This is a genomic window from Flavobacterium sp. AJR, from assembly GCF_002156885.1.
Lineage (GTDB): Bacteria > Bacteroidota > Bacteroidia > Flavobacteriales > Flavobacteriaceae > Flavobacterium.
The window spans coordinates 83,450-106,371 of sequence record NZ_NCWQ01000055.1 but is presented as its reverse complement, the minus strand read 5'-3'; the positions used below and the strand labels follow the sequence as shown (position 1 = coordinate 106,371).

Genomic DNA, 22,922 nt, shown 5'->3' with positions numbered 1-22,922 from the left:
CATCTATTTAATTGACATATTTCTTACAATTTCTATGCCGTAATTTTTGCAAACTTAAGGACTATAAAATGAAAGATTCTTTAAAAAGTGTTAAAAATGAGATAGTTAGTCCAAAATAGCTGCGATTCCAGGTAAAACTTTACCTTCTAACATTTCTAACATTGCTCCACCTCCGGTAGATACATAACTCATTTTATCTTCAAAACCGAACTGTTTTACAGCAGCTACTGAATCTCCTCCTCCTACTAATGAGAAAGCACCGTTTGCTGTAGAAGCAGCGATATAATCTCCTAAAGCGATTGTTCCTTTGGCGAAAGATTCCATTTCGAAAACTCCTAATGGACCATTCCATAAGATAGTTTTTGATTCCATGATTACTTTCTCAAAGTTTTCCAATGATTTAGGACCTGCATCAAGACCTTGCCATCCATCAGGAATTGCATATACATCTACTATTTGTGTGTTTGCTGTGTTTGAGAAATCATCTGCAGCAATAACATCAACTGGAATATGTATTTGAACTCCTTTTTCTTTAGCTAATCTCAAAATTTCAAGTGCTAGTTCTAATTTGTCATCTTCACAAATAGAATTCCCTACTTTACCACCTTGTGCTTTAATGAAGGTAAAAGTCATTCCTCCTCCAATAATCATATGGTCAACTTTATCTAAAATGTTTTCGATAACCGTAATTTTCGAAGAAACTTTAGATCCACCAAGAACAGCTGTAACTGGTTTTTCACTATTTTTAAGTACTTTATTTAAGCTTTCTATTTCTTTTGCTAATAATGTACCGAAGCATTTTTCGTTAGGGAAAAATTGGGCAATTATTGTTGTCGAAGCATGTGCTCTATGTGCTGTACCGAAAGCATCGTTTACATAGATATCTCCTAATGAAGCTAATTCTTTTGCGAAAGCTACATCTCCAGCTTCTTCTTCGGCATGGAAACGTAAATTTTCTAATAATAAAACTTCTCCTGGTTTTAAATTTGCAGCAGCATCTTTAGCAACTTCTCCAACACAGTTTGAAGCAAACTGTACAGGAACTCCTAAAATATTTGAAGCTGTTTTTAAAATATGTTTTAAAGAGTATTTTTCTTCAACTCCTTTTGGTCTTCCAAGGTGTGACATTAAAATCACGCTTCCGCCTTGGGCTAAAATTGCATCAATTGTAGGTTTTGCAGCTTCGATACGAGTTGCATCTGTTACATTAAAATTTTCATCTAATGGCACATTGAAATCAACACGAATGATTGCTTTTTTATTCTTAAAATTAAAATCTTTTAACGTTTTCATTAAGGTAAGTTTTTTAGTTTTTTTTGAAAGAATAACAAATATAGAACTTTTAGCTTAGTAATAAATTCGATAAAAATAAAAAACAGGGGTTTACATAAACGAAAACGATGTAATTTGATAATTATTTTAAATTAAACACAAAAAATCAAAAATTGGCTAATTAATTATTAATCGTGAACTGGATTTTGTGTACATGGACAGTTACTAATTGCCTGAAGGAAATCAAATCCTATAGTTACAACGTGTGTTCCTGAATTGTAAGCTCCTATACGATTAAGTGATGCCTGGTATGAATAACCAAAGTAAAAACCTGATTTCTTGAAACCTGCCATAGGCCCTACCATTAATGGCTGGAAGAACTGATCATTTAGGAAACGATAAGAAACTCCTATCCAGTAATAATCTTCATAACGATTGTATTGTCTGAACTTAAAGTTAAAATCGGTACTTGAACGCTGATCACTTGCGAACAATTGGTAATAAACTGATGGTTCGAACTCGATACGGTTGTTCTCTGCTCCTTTAAAAACATATCCTGTATAAACTTGATAGTTTCGAAGTAAATTAGGCTCTATACCGTCGAATTTGTCGATTTCTTTGTTAAGTATGTTACTCGCATTAAAACTTAGATAGAACGACTTATTACGATATAAAACACCTACATCGAAGTTGTTGTTAGAAACGAATCTATTATCGGTAACACTTGGATCTGGTGCTGGGATTTCGTATGTTGGATTAAATTCGTTGATATCAATTTTAAAATTATTGATATTATACGAAATACCAAAAGATAAGTATTGCTTAGAATAGTAATCCAGAATTAAGTGGTGCGCAAAAGATACTTTGGCTCCTGTTTGTCTTGTATATCCGTTACTATCGTTATAAAGCGATATTCCCACTCCTGAACGATCTAAGATTCTAAAATCCGCATAAAGCGATTGGTTATCTGGTGCGTCTTTAACTCCTACCCATTGTGTTAAACCATTGGCACGTATTCTTAAGTTATCACCAATTCCGGCAAAAGTTGAAGATACTACAAATGGGTTATCAGCAAGGTATTGTGTGAAAACTGGCAAATTTAACTCCTGGCTGTAACCTGATGTTACAGCCATAAGTAGAAATGATATGATAATTTTTTTCATTGTATTTTTAATTTTAGATAACATAATTACTTTGTTATTAGTTATCTGTAAAGGGTGAAATGTCCAACAAACTCTCTGTCATCTTTATTGTCATTGAGTTTCAATACATACCAGTAATCACCAGATGGTAATTCGGCACCATTGTATTTTCCATCCCATTTTTGACCCAATCTGTATTTGCAAATTATACGTCCGTATCTGTCAAAGATGTCGAATGTTAAATCTTTATAATTTACTGTACATCCTGGAGCCCAAGTATCGTTTATGCCATCTCCATTTGGAGTAAAGTGGTTCGGGATACAAACATCGATGTAAGGAACATATCTTGTAGCTGTAGCTGTACATCCATTTTTATCTGTTACAACAACTGTGTAAGTTCCTGTTTTGTAAATAATGAATTTATTAACTGATCCATAAGGTTCTCCATCTAATGTGTATTGATATTCTCCACCACCGCCTGTAGCTGTTGCAACAATTTCATTTAATCCACCATCGGTTAATGTTAATGTTAATGGTTGAACATCTTCTATAGTAAATGGTAATGTAGTTTGCTCACAACCATTAGAATGTCTTGCTGTTACAGTATGTGTTCCCGGAGCAACATTAACAAATATGTTACTATCCTGATATGTTGTGCTACCATCTAATGCATAATCTACATCGGCTGGGTTTGCACTTTCATGAATTGTTATAGTCACAAAATTTGCAGCTACATTATTCACACAATCCGTATTAACCTTAGCAGTTGGCTCTAGTTTAACTGATTCTGGCATTGGAATTTCTAGTTCTGCCGTACAATTGTTAGCATCCAAAACATAAACAGTATGTATTCCTCCTACTAAACCTGTAAAGAGATGGTTTGTACCAGTTACTGGTGCATAAGTACCTTTTCTGTCATCTAAACTTACTCTGTAAGGAGCAGTTCCTCCAACAATATCGATACTAAATGATCCATTTTTCTCTCCAAAACATAACTCTGGCAATATACTATTTGGCGTAAGAGATGGGCTTAAGATTCCTGGTTCTTTTATTTCGATACCTTTAATCGGTAACTCACATCCGTTTTCGTCCTGTACTAATACATCATAGAATCCTGCGTTTAAATTGTCAAAAACATTAGATTCGAAGAACTGTCTAAAGTCTGGCGAAATTGCATATCTAAGTTTTCCTGTTCCTCCAGAAGCTATAACTGTAATCATACCGTTTTTAGACGCATTACATGTTAAATGTGTAGGAACGGCATTAGCTGTTACACTCGTGTTTGGCTCTATAATTGTAACTGGTAATGAATTCTTGTTACAATCACCACTATCCACTTTTACAATATAAGTTCCTTGTGCAAGGTTCTCAAATTGACCTGGTTTACTCTGTACTGGTGCTGGTGCAACTGCTTGCCCTGTTGCAGCATTTAGCAATGTGTAAACATAGTTACCTAATCCACCTACTGCTGTTACATATATACTACCTGTACTAGATCCTTTACAATGAATATCATAACCTGTAACATTAGTAAATACAAGTTCTGGAACTTTCGGAGGTGTAATACTATTAACAGTTTCGGTAGTACAACCAAATACATCTTGTACAAAATATTTATACGTAGTTTCTGTAGTCGTAAATGGCAATACAATTGTAACTGATGAATTAAACGGCGCACTATAATCAGTTCCATTTGTACTATACTTATATGGTCCTGTACCTCCTGTTGCAGTAAGTGTTAACTCTGGAACTATAAGACAAGTTTCGTTAGTTTTAATTGCTAAAGATCCTTTTACTATTGGTGGCTCATTAATTTCTACTGCCACAGATGTACCTGTACATGTCCAACTATCTGTAACTATCACTACATAACTAGCTGCTTTTAATCCTGTAAATACATTATTCGGTTGTGGACCGTTTTTAGTTACAACTCCATCAGGATATGTTGCAACCAATGTATATAAATATTTACCTGAACCTCCTGTAGTAGTTACTGTAATTTCTCCTGAATTATCACCAAAACAAGTTAACATTGCTTTAGCTACATTAGCTGTTACTACAATTGGTGCTGGTGTTTTTAATTCTAAAGGCTTTGGAACTTCACACATCTTAGTATCTCTTACTTTAACAATGTAATTTCCAACTCCTAAGTTAGGGAACGTTGATTGAGTAGACCAACCAACTAATGGAGCTCCATTTAATTCCAATTGGAACTCATATCCTCCTGGCCATCCACCTTTAGCAGAAGCTACGATTTTTCCATCTTTATTACCTGCAGCACACGTAATTTCTGAATGCTGTACATCAAGTTCTAATGGTGCTAATGGTCCTTTTATGTCAAACTCAGCATCTACAGTACAGAAAGGTGAATCTATTAGTGTAGCTGATATTTTATAAGAACCTGCTTTTAAATTACCAATTGTAAGTGGTCCTAGATTTGCACTAGTGCCATTGCTTGGTGTTGGGCCAGTAATTACATATTTGAATCCTTTAGGAAGATTAGATGGTATTACTTTAGAATCTACTAAAGTGAAATCTATGCTTCCATTATCTGAATCAAAACATGTAAGATCCTTAATGTTTGTTGCTTTTAACTCGAAAGTATTCGAATTATTAACAGTATGAATTCTATCAAGACTACATCCTGTATCAGGATTTTTAACTGTAATTGTATATTGTCCTACTGGTAAATCAGTAAAAGTATTTACTCCAATTAGATTCGTTTTAATTGTACCATCTGGATACTTTATAGAATATTCTAAAGCTGGTAATGGCAATACTCCTTCAGCAGTTACATTAACACTGATATCTTCATTAGTTAAACATGTGATGTAGGCATCAACTTTTATAACAGCATCTTTAATACCTACATAAGGCTTAATTACTGCTGTAGTGCTTATAGGGCAATTATTGTTGTCATAAACTTCTATGATATAAGTGCCTCCTGCTACTTCAGACGAAGTATATATAGTCTCTTTTCCTGACTGAACAATTCTGTCATCTGCTGGTGTAGCTCCTTTTTTAATAAATACATATTTAGTAAGCGGTTGAGTACCTCCTGAAGCGCTTACTTCTATCGTAGCAAACTTAGGTGCATTTGTTCCTGCATTACATTCAAATTCTGTAACAACTGGAGTAGCAATAACAATTATGCTTGGTTGTATAATTTCAGTTTTTGCTGAACCTGGACAATTTCTACCCGACATAACCGATACTGTATATTTACCTGCTGGTAAATTACTGAATGTAGGTTCTTTTTGTTCTGCTCTAGCAACAATATTACCTTTATAATCAACACCATCTAAAGTAAACTTATAGTCAGGGTTATTATTACTTGCATCTAGAGTAACTGTTATAGTACCATCTGTTCCATCATAACAAGTAACAGGAGTTGCTGTTAAATCAGCATCTACAATAGTAACAACTGCTGCTGTAGGTATTGTATAATCAATTGATGCCATACAATTTGTCACCATATCTTTTACCCAGAAATAATACTTAGTTCCTGGAGTTAAATTAGGGAATACAGCCGTTACGCTAAATGTATTTGGTGTTGTAGCAGTTCCAGTAGCATATTGATAATTAGCAGGAATTGTTCCTCCTAAACCTTGTAGAGTAACAACACCGTCGCCACCGTTACAAGTTGGGTATGTTGAAATTTCTGCCGATAACTCTAACGGTTTCAAAATTGTAAATGCAGCAGTTGCTTTGGTAATACATCCATTAGCATCTTTTACATATACATCGTATGTACCTGGTCCTTTTACTGTTAATTGATTGTTTGTCGTAAATGTTTCATCAACATTAGTTAAACTATATTTCAATGGTCCTACACCATTAGCAGTAACTGTTATTGTATAATCTGCACCAGCTACATAACATTGACTATCTGGTGTAGCTACAATAGCAGATGGAAGTGGATCTACAGTAATATCTACAGTTGTACTAGTTTCACATCCATTTTTATCCTTAACATAAACATTCCATTTGGTACTCACGGTTGGATCAAGTGTAGCAGTATTACTATCTGAATACATATCATCTTTTAATAAATCTCCTGATTTAACAAATGCATACTTATAACCCGGTGTACCACCAATAACCGATGCAATAGGAACTGTTACCTGTGCACCTTTAGTTTTACAATTTTGAGGCACATTTGTAATTGGTCCTAAACTCAATGGTAATAAAGGCTCTGTAATTATAACCACATCTGAAGTTTCAGAACATTTAGGGAATCCCGTTTCTTTAACTACAACTGTGTAATTTGTTCCTGCTTTTAATCCTTTAACAATAGTTGATCCTAATGTTGTATCTCCATCTCCTGTTACTACAGAAGTACCACCGTTAACTACATAAGTATATTTTCCAGTATATCCAGTAACATCAATAGTTATTTCTCCTGAATCACCTCCATTACAACTTACTTGTGTTGATGCAAAAGCAGTTACTTTAAGATTATTAAATACTGCAACTGGTTGTGCTTTTGACATTATACTACAACCTGTATTATTATCGAATATTTCGAATTCATAATAACTACCTGCTGTTTTTGCTTCATAGGTAAATGTATTACCTGTAACAGGTAGTATTCCTGTTATAAGAACACCATTTTCATATACTTGGTAAGTAAATGGATTTAGAGTATTTGTTCCTCCGTTTATAACTACTTTAATTTCTTGTTTCTTATTTTCACAATCCATCAATGTTCCTAAAGTCACATCTGGTGCGATTAAACTAGGGAATGGATCTATTGTTATCTGATCACTAAATATACAATTATTACCATCTTTTACATAATAAGTAAGTATTTGGATTTTTCCATTATCAACTACATTAAATTTATTGTCGTCAACCCAAATTGTTCCATTATTACTATACTTATAATCCGTAAGTAAATTAGTTCCTTTTCCTCCAGACGGAGTAATCGTAACTATTTTATCTTTTAACGTATTCAGTGTACATTTAAAATCATCTTGCGACAATATTGCAGTAACAGATGTAGGTTTTTTAACTTCGATAGTTTTTAAGTCCTCACAACCTTTTTCAGATTTAACTGTTACACTATAAGTACCGGCCGTTAAGCCTGTGAACACAGGTGTCGACTGAATTTTTGTTGCACCAGCTGGTACAGTTTGCGTAAGTGCAAACGTGTAAGGTGGATTGTCATTATTAAGCAATGTTACTGTTACAGTACCATTAGCATCATTTCCTTGCCCCGTAATACAATATGGAGCTGTACTATCTAATTTAAAATCAATATCTGCCGGTATTAAAAGGTCAACATCAGTAGACTTTTCACAAAGCGTTGTTAAATCTTTAACTGTTACTTTATATTTTCCAGCTGCTTTAAGGGTAAATATACCCGTAGACTGAGCTGGATAAGTAGTACTAGTTGTAACATTTACTAAAGTAAATTCATAATTACCAACTCCGGAACCTCCGCTCGCATTTACAGTAATTGTACCATCTGCATCTTTACAGTTAGGGAACTTAGTAAAACTGGCATTGATTTCTAAAGGCGCTAAAATTTTAATATCCTTAACGATATTACCACAATCATTAGCATCTTTTATTTCAACAGTATGTACTCCTGAAGATAAATTAGCAATGGTGAATGATGGTGTTGCTGGGATTGGTTTAAAAATACCACCGTCAAGACTATATTTATGTTGTCCAGTACCTGTTGTTGTTAAATCAACAAGAATTGAGAACTTTCCTTCTGTTGCTGTACACTGGTTACTAACAACTGCAGTAATAACTGGTGCAGGATCTAAAGCTACTGTAACCGCAGCAAACTTAATACATCCATAAGCATCTCTTACGTAAACTAAATAATCACCTGCGTCCACTTTAAAAGTACTTTCTGTATCTGCAGTAATATCAAAATCTGCTGCTGTTGGAGCTGGATCGCCAACAGGAATTATTTTATATAAATAAGGAACTGCAGGACTTCCTGGAACCGCTGGTAAAGGCGGAACTGCTGGTTTAGGAAGTACTTCTGATAAAGTAGTTCCTCCTTGTGCAAACGCTTCAACTATACCTTCATTTGGATTACAATTACCATTATTCGTTGATGAGGCAGTGATAGATAATATTATTTCTGATTCTTTAATATTAAAATTAGTAGAAGGAACACCACATCCTGTATTTGCACCAGAAGTTTCTCTAACTAATATATAATATGACCCTACAGGTAAAATTCCTGTTCCTAAATTATTTACAGTAATAGTCCCTCCTGCTGCAATAGTTGCAATATCTGTAACTCCTGCAATAGGCAAGTTAGAAATAGATTCATAAACCTGATAAGAAACATCCACTGCAGTTGTATAACCATTAGTAATACTAAAAGTCACACTACCATCTTTTGATCCTAAACAAGTAACATTGTTAGCAACTACATTTTTTAAACTTAAACTAGAATTTGATGGAATAGGCTCATCTGCTGTTTGATAATAATAACAACGAGTAGTTTCATCATAAACTATAAAAGAATAAGTAACTCCTGGTATTAAATTATCAAAAATTGCTTTTTTACTACCTTCTACAACGTCAGGATCTCCAACTGGTGATCCTGCAACAGTTTCATCTTTCCATGGTGCTTTTGTTGGGGCTGTCCAAACTTGTCCTGGGCCAGTATAAATGGCAAAATGGAATGGACCATTACTTGCAAATGCAGAACCTACACTAACAACTGCTTTACCTCCAGCACATGTTGCTGTTGTTTCGATATCGATATTTAAATAATCTACTGGTGCAGCAATCATAACATCAGAAATAATTTCTTGACATGTATTCTTGTCTATCACCTTAATTTGATACAATCCAAAATCAACTATTTCAAAAACGGCTGATGTACCAGGCACATTAGGTTTATGTTGATTATAATTATTAGTTCCAGTCACATAATAATCATAATTTTTAGTACCACCAGTAACACCATTGATTATAATTTTACCTCTTGAGACTCCACCACCCTCACATTTTAAATCTTCTTTCTTAAAATCTATAACAATAGGGTCTGGTTGCTTAATTTCAACATTTAGTACTGTAAAAGAACATCCGTTAGCATCTGTTACTTTTACTGTATAGATACCTGCTGGAAGTCCAGTAGTTTTTGTTCCGTATGATGTCTTGGTCGTTGTATTATAAACGTCAATTACATAAGGACCCACTCCATAATTAGGTTTCATTGTTACAGTTATTGAACCTGAATCTCCCCCATTACATGAAATAGTTGAATTTGCTTTAGCTGTAAATTCAGGATCTGTTTTTGGCTGTACTATTTCTGTTGAAGTAGTTGTACAACCTGCAGCATCTGTAAATGTAAATAAATACGTTGTTGCTGTTTTAGCTGCTGTAGCTACACTATTAGTATAAGAAAATGTGTTACCTGCAATATCATATACTGTAGCGTCGATAGTTGCGTCTCCGTTAATTGTTACTGTATATTTATAAGCTGGCGTTCCTCCATTAACCGTACCATCTATTTGGATATCAGGTAAACTACATTTAGGACCACTTTTTAAGTTTATACTAGCAGTTAATTCAGTTACAACTATTTGTTCGTCCAGGTCTTTATGACATCCAGTTGATGTATCTGTAACTCTAATTTTATATTTACCCGGTTTTAACCCTGAGAAAGTTCCATTATTTTGAGGTGTAGCTCCATTAAGACTATACACATAATTAGATAACGGTAATGTCGCAGGAGTTGTATTTGGAATTACTTTTATTGTTGCTCCAGCTGCACTATAGCATAAAACTGTAGCAGGATCGATTTTTGCATCTATAGCAACAATACCTCCAATTTTAAAAGTACCTTTTAAAGTACATCCGTTTGAATCTTTAACCGAAAATAAATAATCACCGTCGACTAAATCATTGAAAGTACCATTTGTTTGTTCAATTGCAGGACCTGTAGGTGGCGTTACTGTATAAGTATAACCTCCCCAACCTCCTGAAACAGCAATTACAACACTTCCTTTACTATCACATGTAACTGGTGAAGGCGTTACAGAATCTAATTTGAAAGCTGTATTTGGTGCTAATACTTTATCTTTTCTTTTAACCTCACAATTAGTTGTTCCATTTTTAACAATTATTTCGTGTTCTCCTTCACTTAATCCACTGATAATAATTTCGAAAGAAGTTCCTGTTGATGGAGTAATGAAACCCGTTTGAGAAGTTCCACCATCTACAGTATAAGAATATGGCGTGTTATTCCCGAATCCTGTAATAGTAAACTTTATTGAACCATTAGATTCTCCTAAACATTGTACATTACTAGTTACACTACTTGTTATGTCAAGTACCGGTAATTTTGCAATATTATAAATTACATCAAAAGTACATTTATTAGCATCTCTAACAGTAAATGTATAAGTACCAGGGGCTAAATTTTTGAATATGTTTTCTGGCTGCCAAGCTCTTGTTAATCCAGTTGGTGCTGTTATTGAATATTCATATGGTCCTTTTCCTCCTGTTACACTTTCGATAGTAACATCTACTTCATTAGATGGGCATTTAAGAGCTGAATTTGTAATGTTCATTGCAGTAATCGGAACTAAATCCAGAATAATTCCTGCATCCTCAGTAACGTTACATCCTTTGCTATCAGTAATTGTAACTGAATAAGCTCCGCCTGTAGTTAAATCTTTAAATATACCTGTGTTATTTGTTGCTACTACAGTAGTAACTCCACCTTTGGTTATCTTCAATACGTAAGTATAAGTAGTACCGTTTCCTCCTGTTGCCGAAGCTGTAATGATAGCTTTAGTTTCACAAGTATATGGTGTAGATATAGATACTGATGGTGTTATTACATCTGGTTGTGTAATATCAACTTCTACCTCTCCTGTACAACCATTAGTATCTTTTACATAAAATTTATGCTTTCCTAAAGTTAAATTATTAAAAGTAGATACGCTTGTAAATCCTGTTGTAGGTTTATCGCTAAACTGGTAATCACCTGTTCCGTCATGTCCAGTTAATACAACTGAACCATCAGACAATCCATGACAACTAATGTTTGTTTGCTCTGCCTTAACAGTAGGGTTTGTAATTGAAGCTACATTACCCTCTGCAGTTGTTATACATTTATTTTTATCGGTAATTTCAAAAGTATATTTACCCGCAATAGTCGTAGTATATGTGAATTTTGGACCCGCAATAGTCCCTACGCTAGCATATACCTCTTTACCTGTACTATCTTTAACTATATAACTAAATGGGGTTGTACCTCCATTAATTGTTACTTCAATCTTAGCTTCTTTTGGATCGATACAAGTTAATGAAGTAGCTGTTTTGGCATCTGCAGTAAGATTAGCATTAATTGTTTGGCTAATTACTGTAGCCTCACAACCATAAGAATCTGTTATTACAAATGTGTAATCTCCTGTTGCTTTTGCCTCATATGTAAATGAAGTAGCAGGAGCTGGAATAGGAATTTTTGAACCTAATAGCCCTGTATTATATTTAACCTGATAGAAATAAGGAGCTACACCATCGGTAATATTAACCGTTATTGTTGCTATTTTTCCGTTAAAACATAAACCTGTATTATCAGCAATTTCAGCTTTTGGAGCAACTGGTTTATCAATAACCAAAGGTATGTCTATATCATCTAAACAACCATTTTTATCTTTACCTGAAACCGTATACGTTCCTGGTTTAACGTCTGTTAATATCCCAGTAGATGGGAAAGTAACTACATTAGGCGGTGTTGCCGAATCTGTAAGTGTAAATGTATAGTCTTTTGTACCACCTTTTCCTGATGCAGTAACTGTAGCGCCTATAGAACACTTAGCAGCAGTAGCTTTTGCTTCTACTTCAAACTTATCTGGTGATCCAACTGTAGGCTTAAGCGTAAAATCACACCCTACAGAAGTAGCGTCATAACGAACCTTAACCGTATGTTCTCCCTCTCCTAAACCATCAACAATAGTCTCTTCTAATTTAGAAACTTTCCAAGGTAGAACTCCATCTATTAAATATTCAAATCCATTGGTAGTATCAAAATTAGATGCAATAATTGTTAACCTTCCATCTTTATTTCCTTTACATTGTGTTGCGACAATATCTTTAACATCTGCAGTAAACTTTTTATTCGGATCTACAATAACATCAAATTTTTTGGTAGATAAACATGATTTTGGTAATTGATATACTTCTATATCATCAACCGCAAAGTCAATCCCATCAACTTGAGAAACTTCAAGTCGTAATACAAAATCTAATGTAGTATTACTACCTGGATTTATTGTTCTGTTATATTCTACCCAACCGTCTGTTTTTGGTATTCCACCTGTAGATTGTGAAGATAGTGGTTTCCCTGCACTGTTTTGCAATTCTACAGTAAGGGAAGCGTCTGGCTGAAAATTACCAACTTTTAATAAATTAGTAGCAAAAAACCTAACCTGTATTGGCTGATCTGGCACAATATCTTTAATAGTTTTTCTATAAAGAACCGCGTTATTTGGGATAGCTGTCCCAGCATCAACTGCTAAATACCTGCCTCCAGTAGCAGCTGTACCAGTTGTATGGTCAATAGGGTTATGCCATCCGTCATAAGGATTATTTCGTAAAGAATTGGTAACCGTGTATTCTCCGTTTCCAAAGAACATATTTCCATTACATTTTGTTGCTTCAACTTGTCTCTCCCAACAAAAAGCAGGGTTAATTCCAGGCGAAGTTTCATCTGGTCCAGAACCAAAATCTTCATTTAATAAATTACTAAATGTTGGTGCCGAAATCAATTTATATCTTACTTCAATTTTGTGTGGTGTACCAGGAACTGATGGTGGTACATTTACAAAAACATTTGGTGGAGTATTTTTATTAACATCTCCATTAAGTAAATATTCATACTCATAATTAGCACCTCCAGTATTTGTAATCGTAACTGTTGTTGATGCATTTCCGTCACAATTAAATGTTGGTGTTGATACCTCAATTGTAGGATCTGCAGGTTTTTCTTCTAAAATAATTCCAGTCATTGCAAAAGGACAACCTGGCGCTGGTGAACTGTCTTTAATATAAAAAGTATATGGTGTAACTCTTGGATTAATGTAAGCTTCATTTGAATCTTGCCAATTAATACCATCAAAACTATATTTATATGGAGGGATTCCTCCTTGAGCATTTGTAATTCTAACTTTACCTTGTTTTTCAGATCCTGTTGGTCCACAACCAGATAACTCAGCAACTCCTGCAGAAGCGGTAACTTTTGTTGCTGGTGCTGTTATTGTAATTTTTACAGATTCATCAAAACAATCTACTTTGTCATAAGTATATTTTACTACAACATCGTAATCGCCTGCTGCTAAATTTTTTATTGGAGAAATTGTACTAAATGGTCCAGCAAGTCCATTAATGCTATACGATACTGTATAGTCTGAAGTAGCAGGGGTTAAAGTAAATGAAATTTCACCATCAGCACTTCCGTAACAATTAATATTTTTCTGATCAATTTTAACAGTTGGTCTTACTAAGTCTGGAACTGTAATAGTAGGGATTGTAACACTACATCCCGCAGCATCTATAACAACTATATCATACGTTCCTGCTTTTGTAATTGGAATTAATGGGTCGGTTAAAGGAGTTTTATCACCATTAACATAATAGTAATAAAAATCTGGGAATCCTGCGACAGGCGTTCCTCCTGTTGCTACTACCGTAATCACACCATCGTTACAAGTAAGAGGTGTTGTAATACTAGCTTTAGCATCTAATTTATTATCATTTATAGTAACTCTTTCTGTTTTTACACAACCATCTTTTGTAGTAATTGCTACATCATATATACCTGGTGCAATTCCTTCAAAAAGGTTAAAATTCTTAGGAGCAACAATTTTTCCTGAGTCGCCTTTTACATCACCAGTTGCAACTTCAGTAACAATAAATTGATACCATCCGTCTACTCCAGTAACAGTCGCTTTGATAGTTCCTCCTTTTCCAGCACAACTTGGATCTGTAGTATCTATTTTTGTTTTAAAAGTTTTCTCTATAATTGTAACATCCGCTGTATACTCACATTTTTCAAATGTATTATCTACTGCTTTTGTTTTTATATGAACGATATATCTTCCTGCTGGAACATCATCGAAAACATTTGAATCTTGGTAAGGTTTTACGCCATCCAAACTATATTGGTATCCGAATCCATCATTTGGTTTTGGATTTGTAATGGTAATACTTCCCTTCGTATCACAAACAATATCTTGCTTTGTAAAGGTTGGGTCTACTACACTTTGGGTCACATTAAAATAATATATGTTTTCACATGTATTATTATAAGTAACTACAAGTCTAAAAGTACCTGCTCTATTAGCAGTATAAGTTGGACCGTTTCCTACTACTGTCCAATTTTTAGCATTTACATCAGGACAACTGTCATCTAAAGGTGCTGTTGGTAAATCTTTTGTTTCTTGCCAAACAATGCTTGATGCACCAGTGATTTTAGTATCAATATCTTTGAATGCGTTTTTACCACATAAAAATATCTTTGGAAATAACACACCACCATTAATACAAGGATAAGGCAAATTAGTTTTTGGATCAATATTATCCGCATAAGGGTTTACAGGATTAGAATTGATATTTTCTGTATATTCCTTAACAATAAATGTTTGAGTTATTCCTTTACATGGTGCTTTTGCTGTAGTAACTACAGTATATGTACCTGGTTTAGTAACGGTAACTTCTTGGTTGTTTCCTCCAAAAATAACTCCGTTAGGATCTTTCCATTCATACTTAATATAATCCGCTCCTGCTTTTAGTACAACCGAACCACACAAATATAACGTTTGCTCAAATTTACATTTATCTAAACCAATAAGGAAATTAGTAGCCGTAGGTTTACCAACATTACAGCCTTCTTCTGCAGCAAGACTTCCCTCTCCAAAAGTAGCTTGGTTTATGACTCCGTTATATTTTGAAATAGCTGTATTATCAATAACATTTGAGCAAGCGGCTGTTAAAGCATCGCAATCTTTAATTGTCTTTACTCTAAATGTTAGAGTAGTGGTACCACTATTACTTACAACAAGATCCGGAGCAACCTCAAATACTATGGTTCTGGTAGCCGCATCATAAGATTTTACCTTTACTCCATCTGGTATATCTAAAAAATCGGTTTTATCGTTAAAAATAATATTATTAGGCAGAATATCTGTAATTGTAAAGTTTACAGCGTTATCATTCCCTTTGTTTTGAAAACTTATTTCATATTTTAATTCTTTATCGATACCGATGTCCTTACCTCCCGCATCATAATACTTACCGTTATCATCTTTTGCAAAAACCTTTTTAAGAAGTACAATCCTTGGTGCAATGATTTCGACAGCAAAAGCATTAAAATAATAAAAATAGAGATCCTGATCACTCCCCAAGCTTATAACTGCCGATGTATCACCATTTTTAATTACTTTACCTCCTGGGAATTCTTCAGTAGGTTCATTTTTTACTTCAAACACACCTGCATCAAATCCTAATGTATTAATACTATTAAGATCTCTATCCTTTAAGATAGTCCCCATTGAAGTAACCGAACTGTTAAAGAAATTATCTTTTATCACACGACCAAACTTTTCCTGTGGTCTCTCCTGAGGTGTAGATTTATATCCATTAATCGATAAATAATCACCTCCAATATTTAAATCTCCTTCTATAGCCGAAAACGCAAATTTTGCCTTTACTTGACCCACTTTGATTGTAGTAAATCCAGAAACTTCTATATTTAAATTATTCTTTTCATCAATAGCACTAAATCCATCAAATGATGTAATTGCTTTTTCAGGTAAAGTAGCATTTTCGTATACAAAGAAAAGAGACCATCCCGCAGATAACCCCGTACCACCCCTATCAGCATCAGCAGGTCTATTTGTACCTTGTGCTGTAGAAATATTGGCTACTGTATAAAACCCCTCTGGGTTTGGCAGAGGTGTTGCTTTGGTAAAATAATCGGTTACATCTGCATAACATGCATAAGGGTAACTAGTACCAATTACATTATTGTTTGCACTATAAATAACGGTACCGTCTATATCAACATAGCTTCCCCCAGGCATTTTAAACTTTACCTTATCTATTGGTTTTGGGTTATTAGTTCTGTCTCTGGTAACTGCGCTCCAGTACAGTCCAACATATACAATTTTAGAACAAGCTGGATTAGGCAAGGTTAATTTTGCGCTGCTTGAATTAAAAGTACCTGGATCTCCATCAATATCGACATAATTCATATCGAAACTGCTATTCTGATCTCTGTCGTCAAAAGGTTTATTTGGGCCGTCGCCACGACCCCACCGATCTCTAGTATCCCTATTCAGGACGCTATTTCCAATCAAGAGGATATCCCCTCTTAAATTTTTATTATTGTAACGAATTTCAAACTCTTTTAATTTTTGAGAATAGGAAATAATGCTCTGTAAGAAGATCAAAGCAAATAAAGCAATTTTTACAATAGTAGGTTTTTTCATGGTATTTTCTATTTAATCATTTGCAATGCTTTCCTAAATGGGGGGTCCAGGAAAACAAGACAAATGGCACTCTAAATATTTATTCAGTAGCATGCTCTTCTAAAAAACTAGAAGCTCCCTTGCATACTTTTTCTTATAATTTTATACAATAATCGTTTTATTCGTTTTCTACTTTTACAATAGACATTTTTCCGTTGTATGGTTTATTACCTTTTGATTCTAATGCTTTACTAGCCTCTTGTAAGTTATCATACTTATCGTAATAGATGTAATATTTACTAGCACTTACATTGTAAAAGAAATTAATATCTGATTGTCCTGCAGAAACTGCTTTGGTCAAAAATTCATCTCTTTTATCTGAGCTACTATGTACAGCAATAATCAAATAATAACCACTTTCTGCATTTTTAACATTCTTGATGATTTGCATGTTCGATTGTTCATCGCCATAATCAAAATCATTTGCCTTTAATGGTTTACTACTTGGTCTTGTCGTTTCTTTTATACGCTTTAAAGTAGCAACATCTTGTTGGTAACGACCTTGATCATTCTCGAATGCCGCACGCTTAATTCTACGTCTTTTCTCTATCTCAGTTTCTAGTTTAATTTTCTCTAAACTAGCAATCAAATCTGCATTCGATTTTTCTGCTCTTAATTGTTCTGCTTTTAAAGCTTCAATTTTGGCTAAGTAACTTTTGTTAAGTGCATCGTTTTTATTCGGCACTTTTTTAAGTCGCTCATTATACAAATTCGTCAATCTGGTTAACGCATTTTTTTGTTCGCTGTTAACTTGAGCTATTTGTAATTTTAATGCCTCTAACTCGCTATTTTCAGACGCTACGCTCTTAAATGGTTTCGGTTCTTTATATATTCCTTTTTCACTTAAATCATTTTCTTCTCTAAGGTCATCAAGGTCTTTTTGTTTTTTAGCAACTGTAGCTGTCAATTGGTTCAATAAATCTGTTTGTGTTTTATATGAACTATCAAACACACTAGTTAAATTATCAATTGATTTAGCAGTCTCATCTTTAGCCGCATTCGCAGCTGCGTTTGATGCTGCAAGAGCATCTGCATCTTGTCTCGCTTTTAGTTCAGCATCCTGAGCTTGTCTTGCCTGAAGTGCGTCAGCATCAGCTTTGGCTTTAGCATCTGCATCTAATTTTGCTTTGGCATCAGCATCAGCTTTCGTTTTAGCATCTGCAGCTAATTTTGCTTGTAATGCTATTGCGTCAGCTTTGGCTTTTGCATCAGCAGCTAATTGAGCATCTGCATCAGCTTTCGCTTTAAGTTTGGCATCAGCAGCTTCTTTTGCTTGTAATGCTGCAGCATCGGCTTTGGCTTTTGCATCAGCTGCTAGTTTGGCTTTTGCTTCTGCATCAGCTTTCCCTTTTGCGCTGGCAGCTTCTTTTGCTAATAATGCTATTGCATCGGCTTTGGCTTTTGCATCAGCAGCTAATTTTGCCTGAAGTGCAATTGCATCTGCTTTAGCTTTTAATTTTGCTTCTGCAGCTATTTTTGCTTGTAATGCATCAGACTCGGCTTTAGCTTTGGCATCGGCATCTATAATTGCTTTTAATTCGGCAGCTTCGGTTTTCGCCTTAGCATCTGCTTTTATTTTAGCATCAGCATCAAGTTTTGCCTGGATTGCATCGGCATCAGCTTTAGCTTTTGCATCGGCTGCTAATTTTATTTTAAGTGCTTCAGCAGCATCGGCTTTAGCTTTTGCATCAGCTGCAAGCTTAGCGTCGGCATCTGCTTTTGCTTTAGCATCAGCATCTAATTTTGATTGTAGTGCAGTAGCATCAACTTTTACTTTAGTATCAGCTGCTAGTTTTGCTTGTAATGCAGCGGCGTCGGCTTTAGCTTTTGCATCAGCATCTAATTTTGCTTGAAGTGCATCGGCATCTGCTTTAACTTTAGCATCTGCTTCAAGTTTTGCTTGTAATGCAGCAGCATCGGCTTTAGCTTTATTATCTGCAGCTAGTTTTGCTTGTAGTGCATCGGCATCTGCTTTAACTTTAGCATCGGCTTCAAGTTTTGCTTGTAGTGCAGCAGCATCGACTTTGGCTTTTGCATCTGCAGCAAGTTTCGCTTGTAATGCAAGTGCATCAGCGTCTGCTTTGGCTTTTGCATCTGCTGCTAGTTTTGCTTGTAATGCAGCAGCGTCTGCTTTGGCTTTATTATCTGCTTCTAATTTTGCTTGTAATGCATCAGCGTCTGCTTTGGCTTTTGCATCCGCAGCAAGTTTCGCTTGTAATGCAGCAGCATCGGCTTTAGCTTTATTATCTGCTTCTAATTTTGCTTGTAATGCATCAGCGTCTGCTTTGGCTTTTGCATCTGCAGCAAGTTTTGCTTGTAATGCAGCAGCGTCTGCTTTAGCTTTTGCATCTGCAGCAAGTTTCGCTTGTAGTGCAGCTGCATCGGCTTTGGCTTTATTATCTGCTGCTAGTTTTGCTTGTAATGCATCGGCATCAGCTTTTACTTTTGCATCTGCAGCTAATTTTGCTTGTAGTGCATCGGCATCTGCTTTAGCTTTTGCATCCGCAGCAAGTTTTGCTTGTAATGCAGCAGCATCGGCTTTGGCTTTATTATCTGCAGCGAGTTTTGCTTGTAATGCAGCAGCATCAGCTTTGGCTTTATTATCTGCGGCTAGTTTTGCTTGTAGTGCGGCAGCATCAGCTTTAGCTTTATTATCTGCAGCTAGTTTTGCTTGTAGAGCGGCAGCATCAGCTTTGGCTTTATTATCTGCAGCTAATTTTGCTTGTAATGCAGCGGCATCAGCTTTGGCTTTATTATCTGCAGCTAGTTTTGCTTGTAATGCAGCAGCATCGGCTTTGGCTTTATTATCTGCAGCTAGTTTTGCTTGTAATGCAGCAGCATCGGCTTTAGCTTTGTTATCTGCAGCTAGTTTTGCTTTAGCATCGGCATCAACTTTAGTTTTTCCATCAGATGAAAGAGCTTTCGTTTTAAGTGCTTCAGCATCTGCTTTAGACTTAGCTGCTTCTAATTTTGCTGCTTCTATTCTGGCTTGAGCTTCAGCATCGGCTTTAGCTTTATTATCAGCTGCCAATTTAATTTTTGCTTCAGCATCAGCTTTAATTTTTGCTTGTGCTTCTAATCTTGCCTGTATTGCAGCTGCATCAGCTTTGGCTTTTGCATCAGCGGCAAGTTTAGCTTTTGTAGCTCCATCTGTTTTTACGACAGGAGTTGTAGTTGTTTTGGCTGGTGCCACTTTTTTGACCACAGTAGGTTCAATAAGTGCTCCTTCTTCTTCGTCATCTCCATAATAGTAGTTTTTGCTTTTAAATTTATAAGCAATAACAAATTCATGAGAAGCTCCAAAATTGGAGAAATTACCAGTCCCTTTTTCGTAGTTATATTCAATAGCAATTTTTGGTGTGATATTTACACCAAAACCTGCTGACATTCCGTATAAAGTGTTGTAACCTGCTTGTGCCCAAAATCCTTTAGGAATAGCAATCATTGCCAATCCAGAAATGACAGTTTTGTCTTTCTTGAATTCAGATTTTAAAAGACCTGAAAATTTACTTCTGTCAAAAAAACCATAAGCATCAATATAACCTGTGTACATAAGGTGAACTTCCACAGCTTGCTCTGGATCGTCTTTTACCATCTCTGAAGTGGCAAAATTATATAGCAATAAATTATTTACAGATAAACCAACGTCTAAAAATGCGTTACCGTAGTTAACACCTGGGTTAATCGTAATTAGTGAATTTGAAGGAATGTCATCGATATTAAGATTCATATCGTTTGAGATGATTTTCCCCTGATCTAATCCGCTTTTGTAAAAACCAACATTTGCACCAAAAGTAAGATTACTGTCTTCTTGTAATACTACGTTGTGAGCAAAGTTTCCTATGATTCCAAAAGTAGTCATAAGACCATAATTTTGTTGGAATAAACCAACACCTATACCTTCATTTTCTCTAAATCTTCCTGAATAACTAAATAAATAAGTTTGTGGTGCATTATCAAATTGTACCCACTGACGCTTGTTATAAAAACTCGCATAGGAATTTTGTTCGCGAACAAAACTGAACGCTGGGTTAATAATATATCTATTAAATTTTAATGAATTTCTGATTGGTATTGAAAACGAAACAACTCCATCCCCTTTGACATTGTCTTGAGAATAGAGTACATGTGTTGAGCCGTAAAGAAAAGTAACGAATAGTAATATTTTCTTCATATTATTTAATTACAGTTATAGATCCTTTTTTTTCATCACTACCTTTTGTGATTATGTAATAATAAACCGGATTTATATTTTTAAAACTTTTTATTTCCCATTTTGAAGGATCGTAATCCACACCATTAAACATCACCTCTCCTTGTGAACTAACTATCATAACATTTGTATCTGCATTTTTATAATCAGCAGGAATGTCCCAAGTATTAAATGCGCTACTTAGGCTTACTATATTTGGAATATTTTTAAGATTTGAATCCGATACCTGAAAACCAAATTCTTTGGTTCCTGTACAACCTGTAGTTTGTGTAACAGTTACTTTATAATTACCCAATTCTTTAACCGAATAATTATTGGTAATAGCATCTGGGATGACTACACCATTTAAAAACCATTTGTAAGAAGGATCTACAGCATCGCTAGTAACAGTAACATCTAATGTTTCTCCTGTTTCTACATTAATCACGTTGCTATTGGGAACATTAATACTTCCTGTAAAAGAACCTTCACTTTGCAAGTTGATAGATCCGTTACCAGTACAACCTCCAAAATCAATCTTAACAGAATATAATCCGCTAACATTGGTCTCGTAAGTTTTATTATTTGCTCCCTCGATTTTAACTCCTTCTTTAAACCATTCAAAGTTTATTCCTCCAGAGACACTTAAAGTAGTGGTTCCTCCGTTTGGACAAAATGGATTTCCAAGGCTTGATGTAATTGTAGTACTTGCATCAGTTGTAGATTCGGTAACAGTAACTTTATTCGAGTAAGAATTTGCGCTTAATATACAAGCCCCATAATTGGTTCTGGCATAATAAATACCTGGCTGTGTAACAGTATAACTACCGCCACTTGCCTCTGCAACTAAAGTTTCGGGTAAGACAAGACCATTGTCTTTATACCAATTGTAAGTTAAGTTTGTGTGTTTTAAAGGAGAATCATTTAATGGTCCACCTGGGTTGTCAATAGATAAAACAAAATTCCCACCAGCACAATATGTCGCTGTTGGGATAAAATTGTTTAATGTATATTGAGCATTATGAACTTTATAGTACGCAGGAAATTCAACCGAAGGCTGACCAGTAGTTACTGGCGCCGTGGCTTTTACTCTAAGTCTATAATGTTCTCCGGCAGTATTCGTTGGAAATGCTATTCTTATTTTTCCTGGCGATGATACAATTTCTCCAACTGCAGAGGTGTAAACTACCGATGAGTTTGTAGTAAAGCTTCCGTCTGGGGCGGATAACTCAACTATAAACTGATTGGTTGCTAACAATCCTGTAACAGGCGAAAAGTTAAAATTTATATCATAGCCATTAAATCCAGGGCTAGCACAAACTGGGCTAAAACTAAATGTAGGTTGCCCTATAATTATTTGTGCTGATAAATTTGTATTGGCAAAAAAGATAACAATTAAAAAAAGAAAACTTCTGCGAAGAATAGTAGGTAATTCTTTCATCATATGATACGCTCTTTAATTACATCTTTATCAAAAAACAATAAGCTATCAATAAATGTTTCAGAAAAATCGTACTTACAGTTTACATCTAACACTTCAACTGGATTGTTGTTTTGTAGCGTAAACTTGGGTTGCGAACAGTCGGTTTCTATGTCATTAAAACTATTTACTACGCTTGAGTTTATAGCAAAGCTACCTATGGGGGCGGACAACTCTACTATAAACTCAGTTGTAGTATTTAATTCTAAAACTGGTGAAGAGCAAAGATTCTCTTTAGCAGTTTTTTCAATAGAATTAACGCAAATCGAGGTATCAGGAAAATCAGATTTTCCAGTAGTAGCCTCTTGAGCGAATGTATG

6 protein-coding genes are annotated in these 22,922 nt (G+C 35.0%); 1 reads left to right on the top strand and 5 read right to left on the bottom strand.

Annotated elements, in window-relative coordinates:
• Nucleotides 1-105: 105 nt before the first annotated feature.
• From pgk to B8T70_RS15090, 5 genes are all read right to left on the bottom strand, one after another.
• Entirely contained in the window at nucleotides 106-1,293 is a 1,188-nt protein-coding gene (pgk, locus tag B8T70_RS15110; protein ID WP_086895365.1) for a phosphoglycerate kinase, read from the bottom strand.
• Between the two features lie 167 nt (nucleotides 1,294-1,460).
• Nucleotides 1,461-2,435, bottom strand: a complete 975-nt coding sequence (locus B8T70_RS15105) for a type IX secretion system membrane protein PorP/SprF (protein WP_039113825.1) — start codon at nucleotides 2,433-2,435, stop codon at nucleotides 1,461-1,463.
• A 41-nt stretch (nucleotides 2,436-2,476) separates the two neighbouring features.
• On the bottom strand, nucleotides 2,477-16,891 hold the full coding sequence (locus B8T70_RS15100; RefSeq protein WP_086895364.1) for a T9SS type B sorting domain-containing protein: 14,415 nt from the start codon (nucleotides 16,889-16,891) through the stop codon (nucleotides 2,477-2,479).
• 157 nt (nucleotides 16,892-17,048) lie between these two features.
• Entirely contained in the window at nucleotides 17,049-21,104 is a 4,056-nt protein-coding gene (locus tag B8T70_RS15095; RefSeq protein ID WP_086895363.1) for a type IX secretion system membrane protein PorP/SprF, read from the bottom strand.
• Between the two features lies 1 nt (nucleotide 21,105).
• Nucleotides 21,106-22,566 carry a hypothetical protein gene (locus tag B8T70_RS15090; protein WP_039113450.1) on the bottom strand — a complete coding sequence of 487 codons (1,461 nt, stop codon included), beginning with the start codon at nucleotides 22,564-22,566 and terminating at the stop codon, nucleotides 21,106-21,108.
• Here B8T70_RS15090 and B8T70_RS23640 point away from each other — a divergent pair, their 5' ends adjacent.
• On the top strand, nucleotides 22,567-22,911 hold the full coding sequence (locus B8T70_RS23640; RefSeq protein ID WP_123912118.1) for a hypothetical protein: 345 nt from the start codon (nucleotides 22,567-22,569) through the stop codon (nucleotides 22,909-22,911).
• The last annotated feature ends 11 nt before the right edge of the window (nucleotides 22,912-22,922 follow it).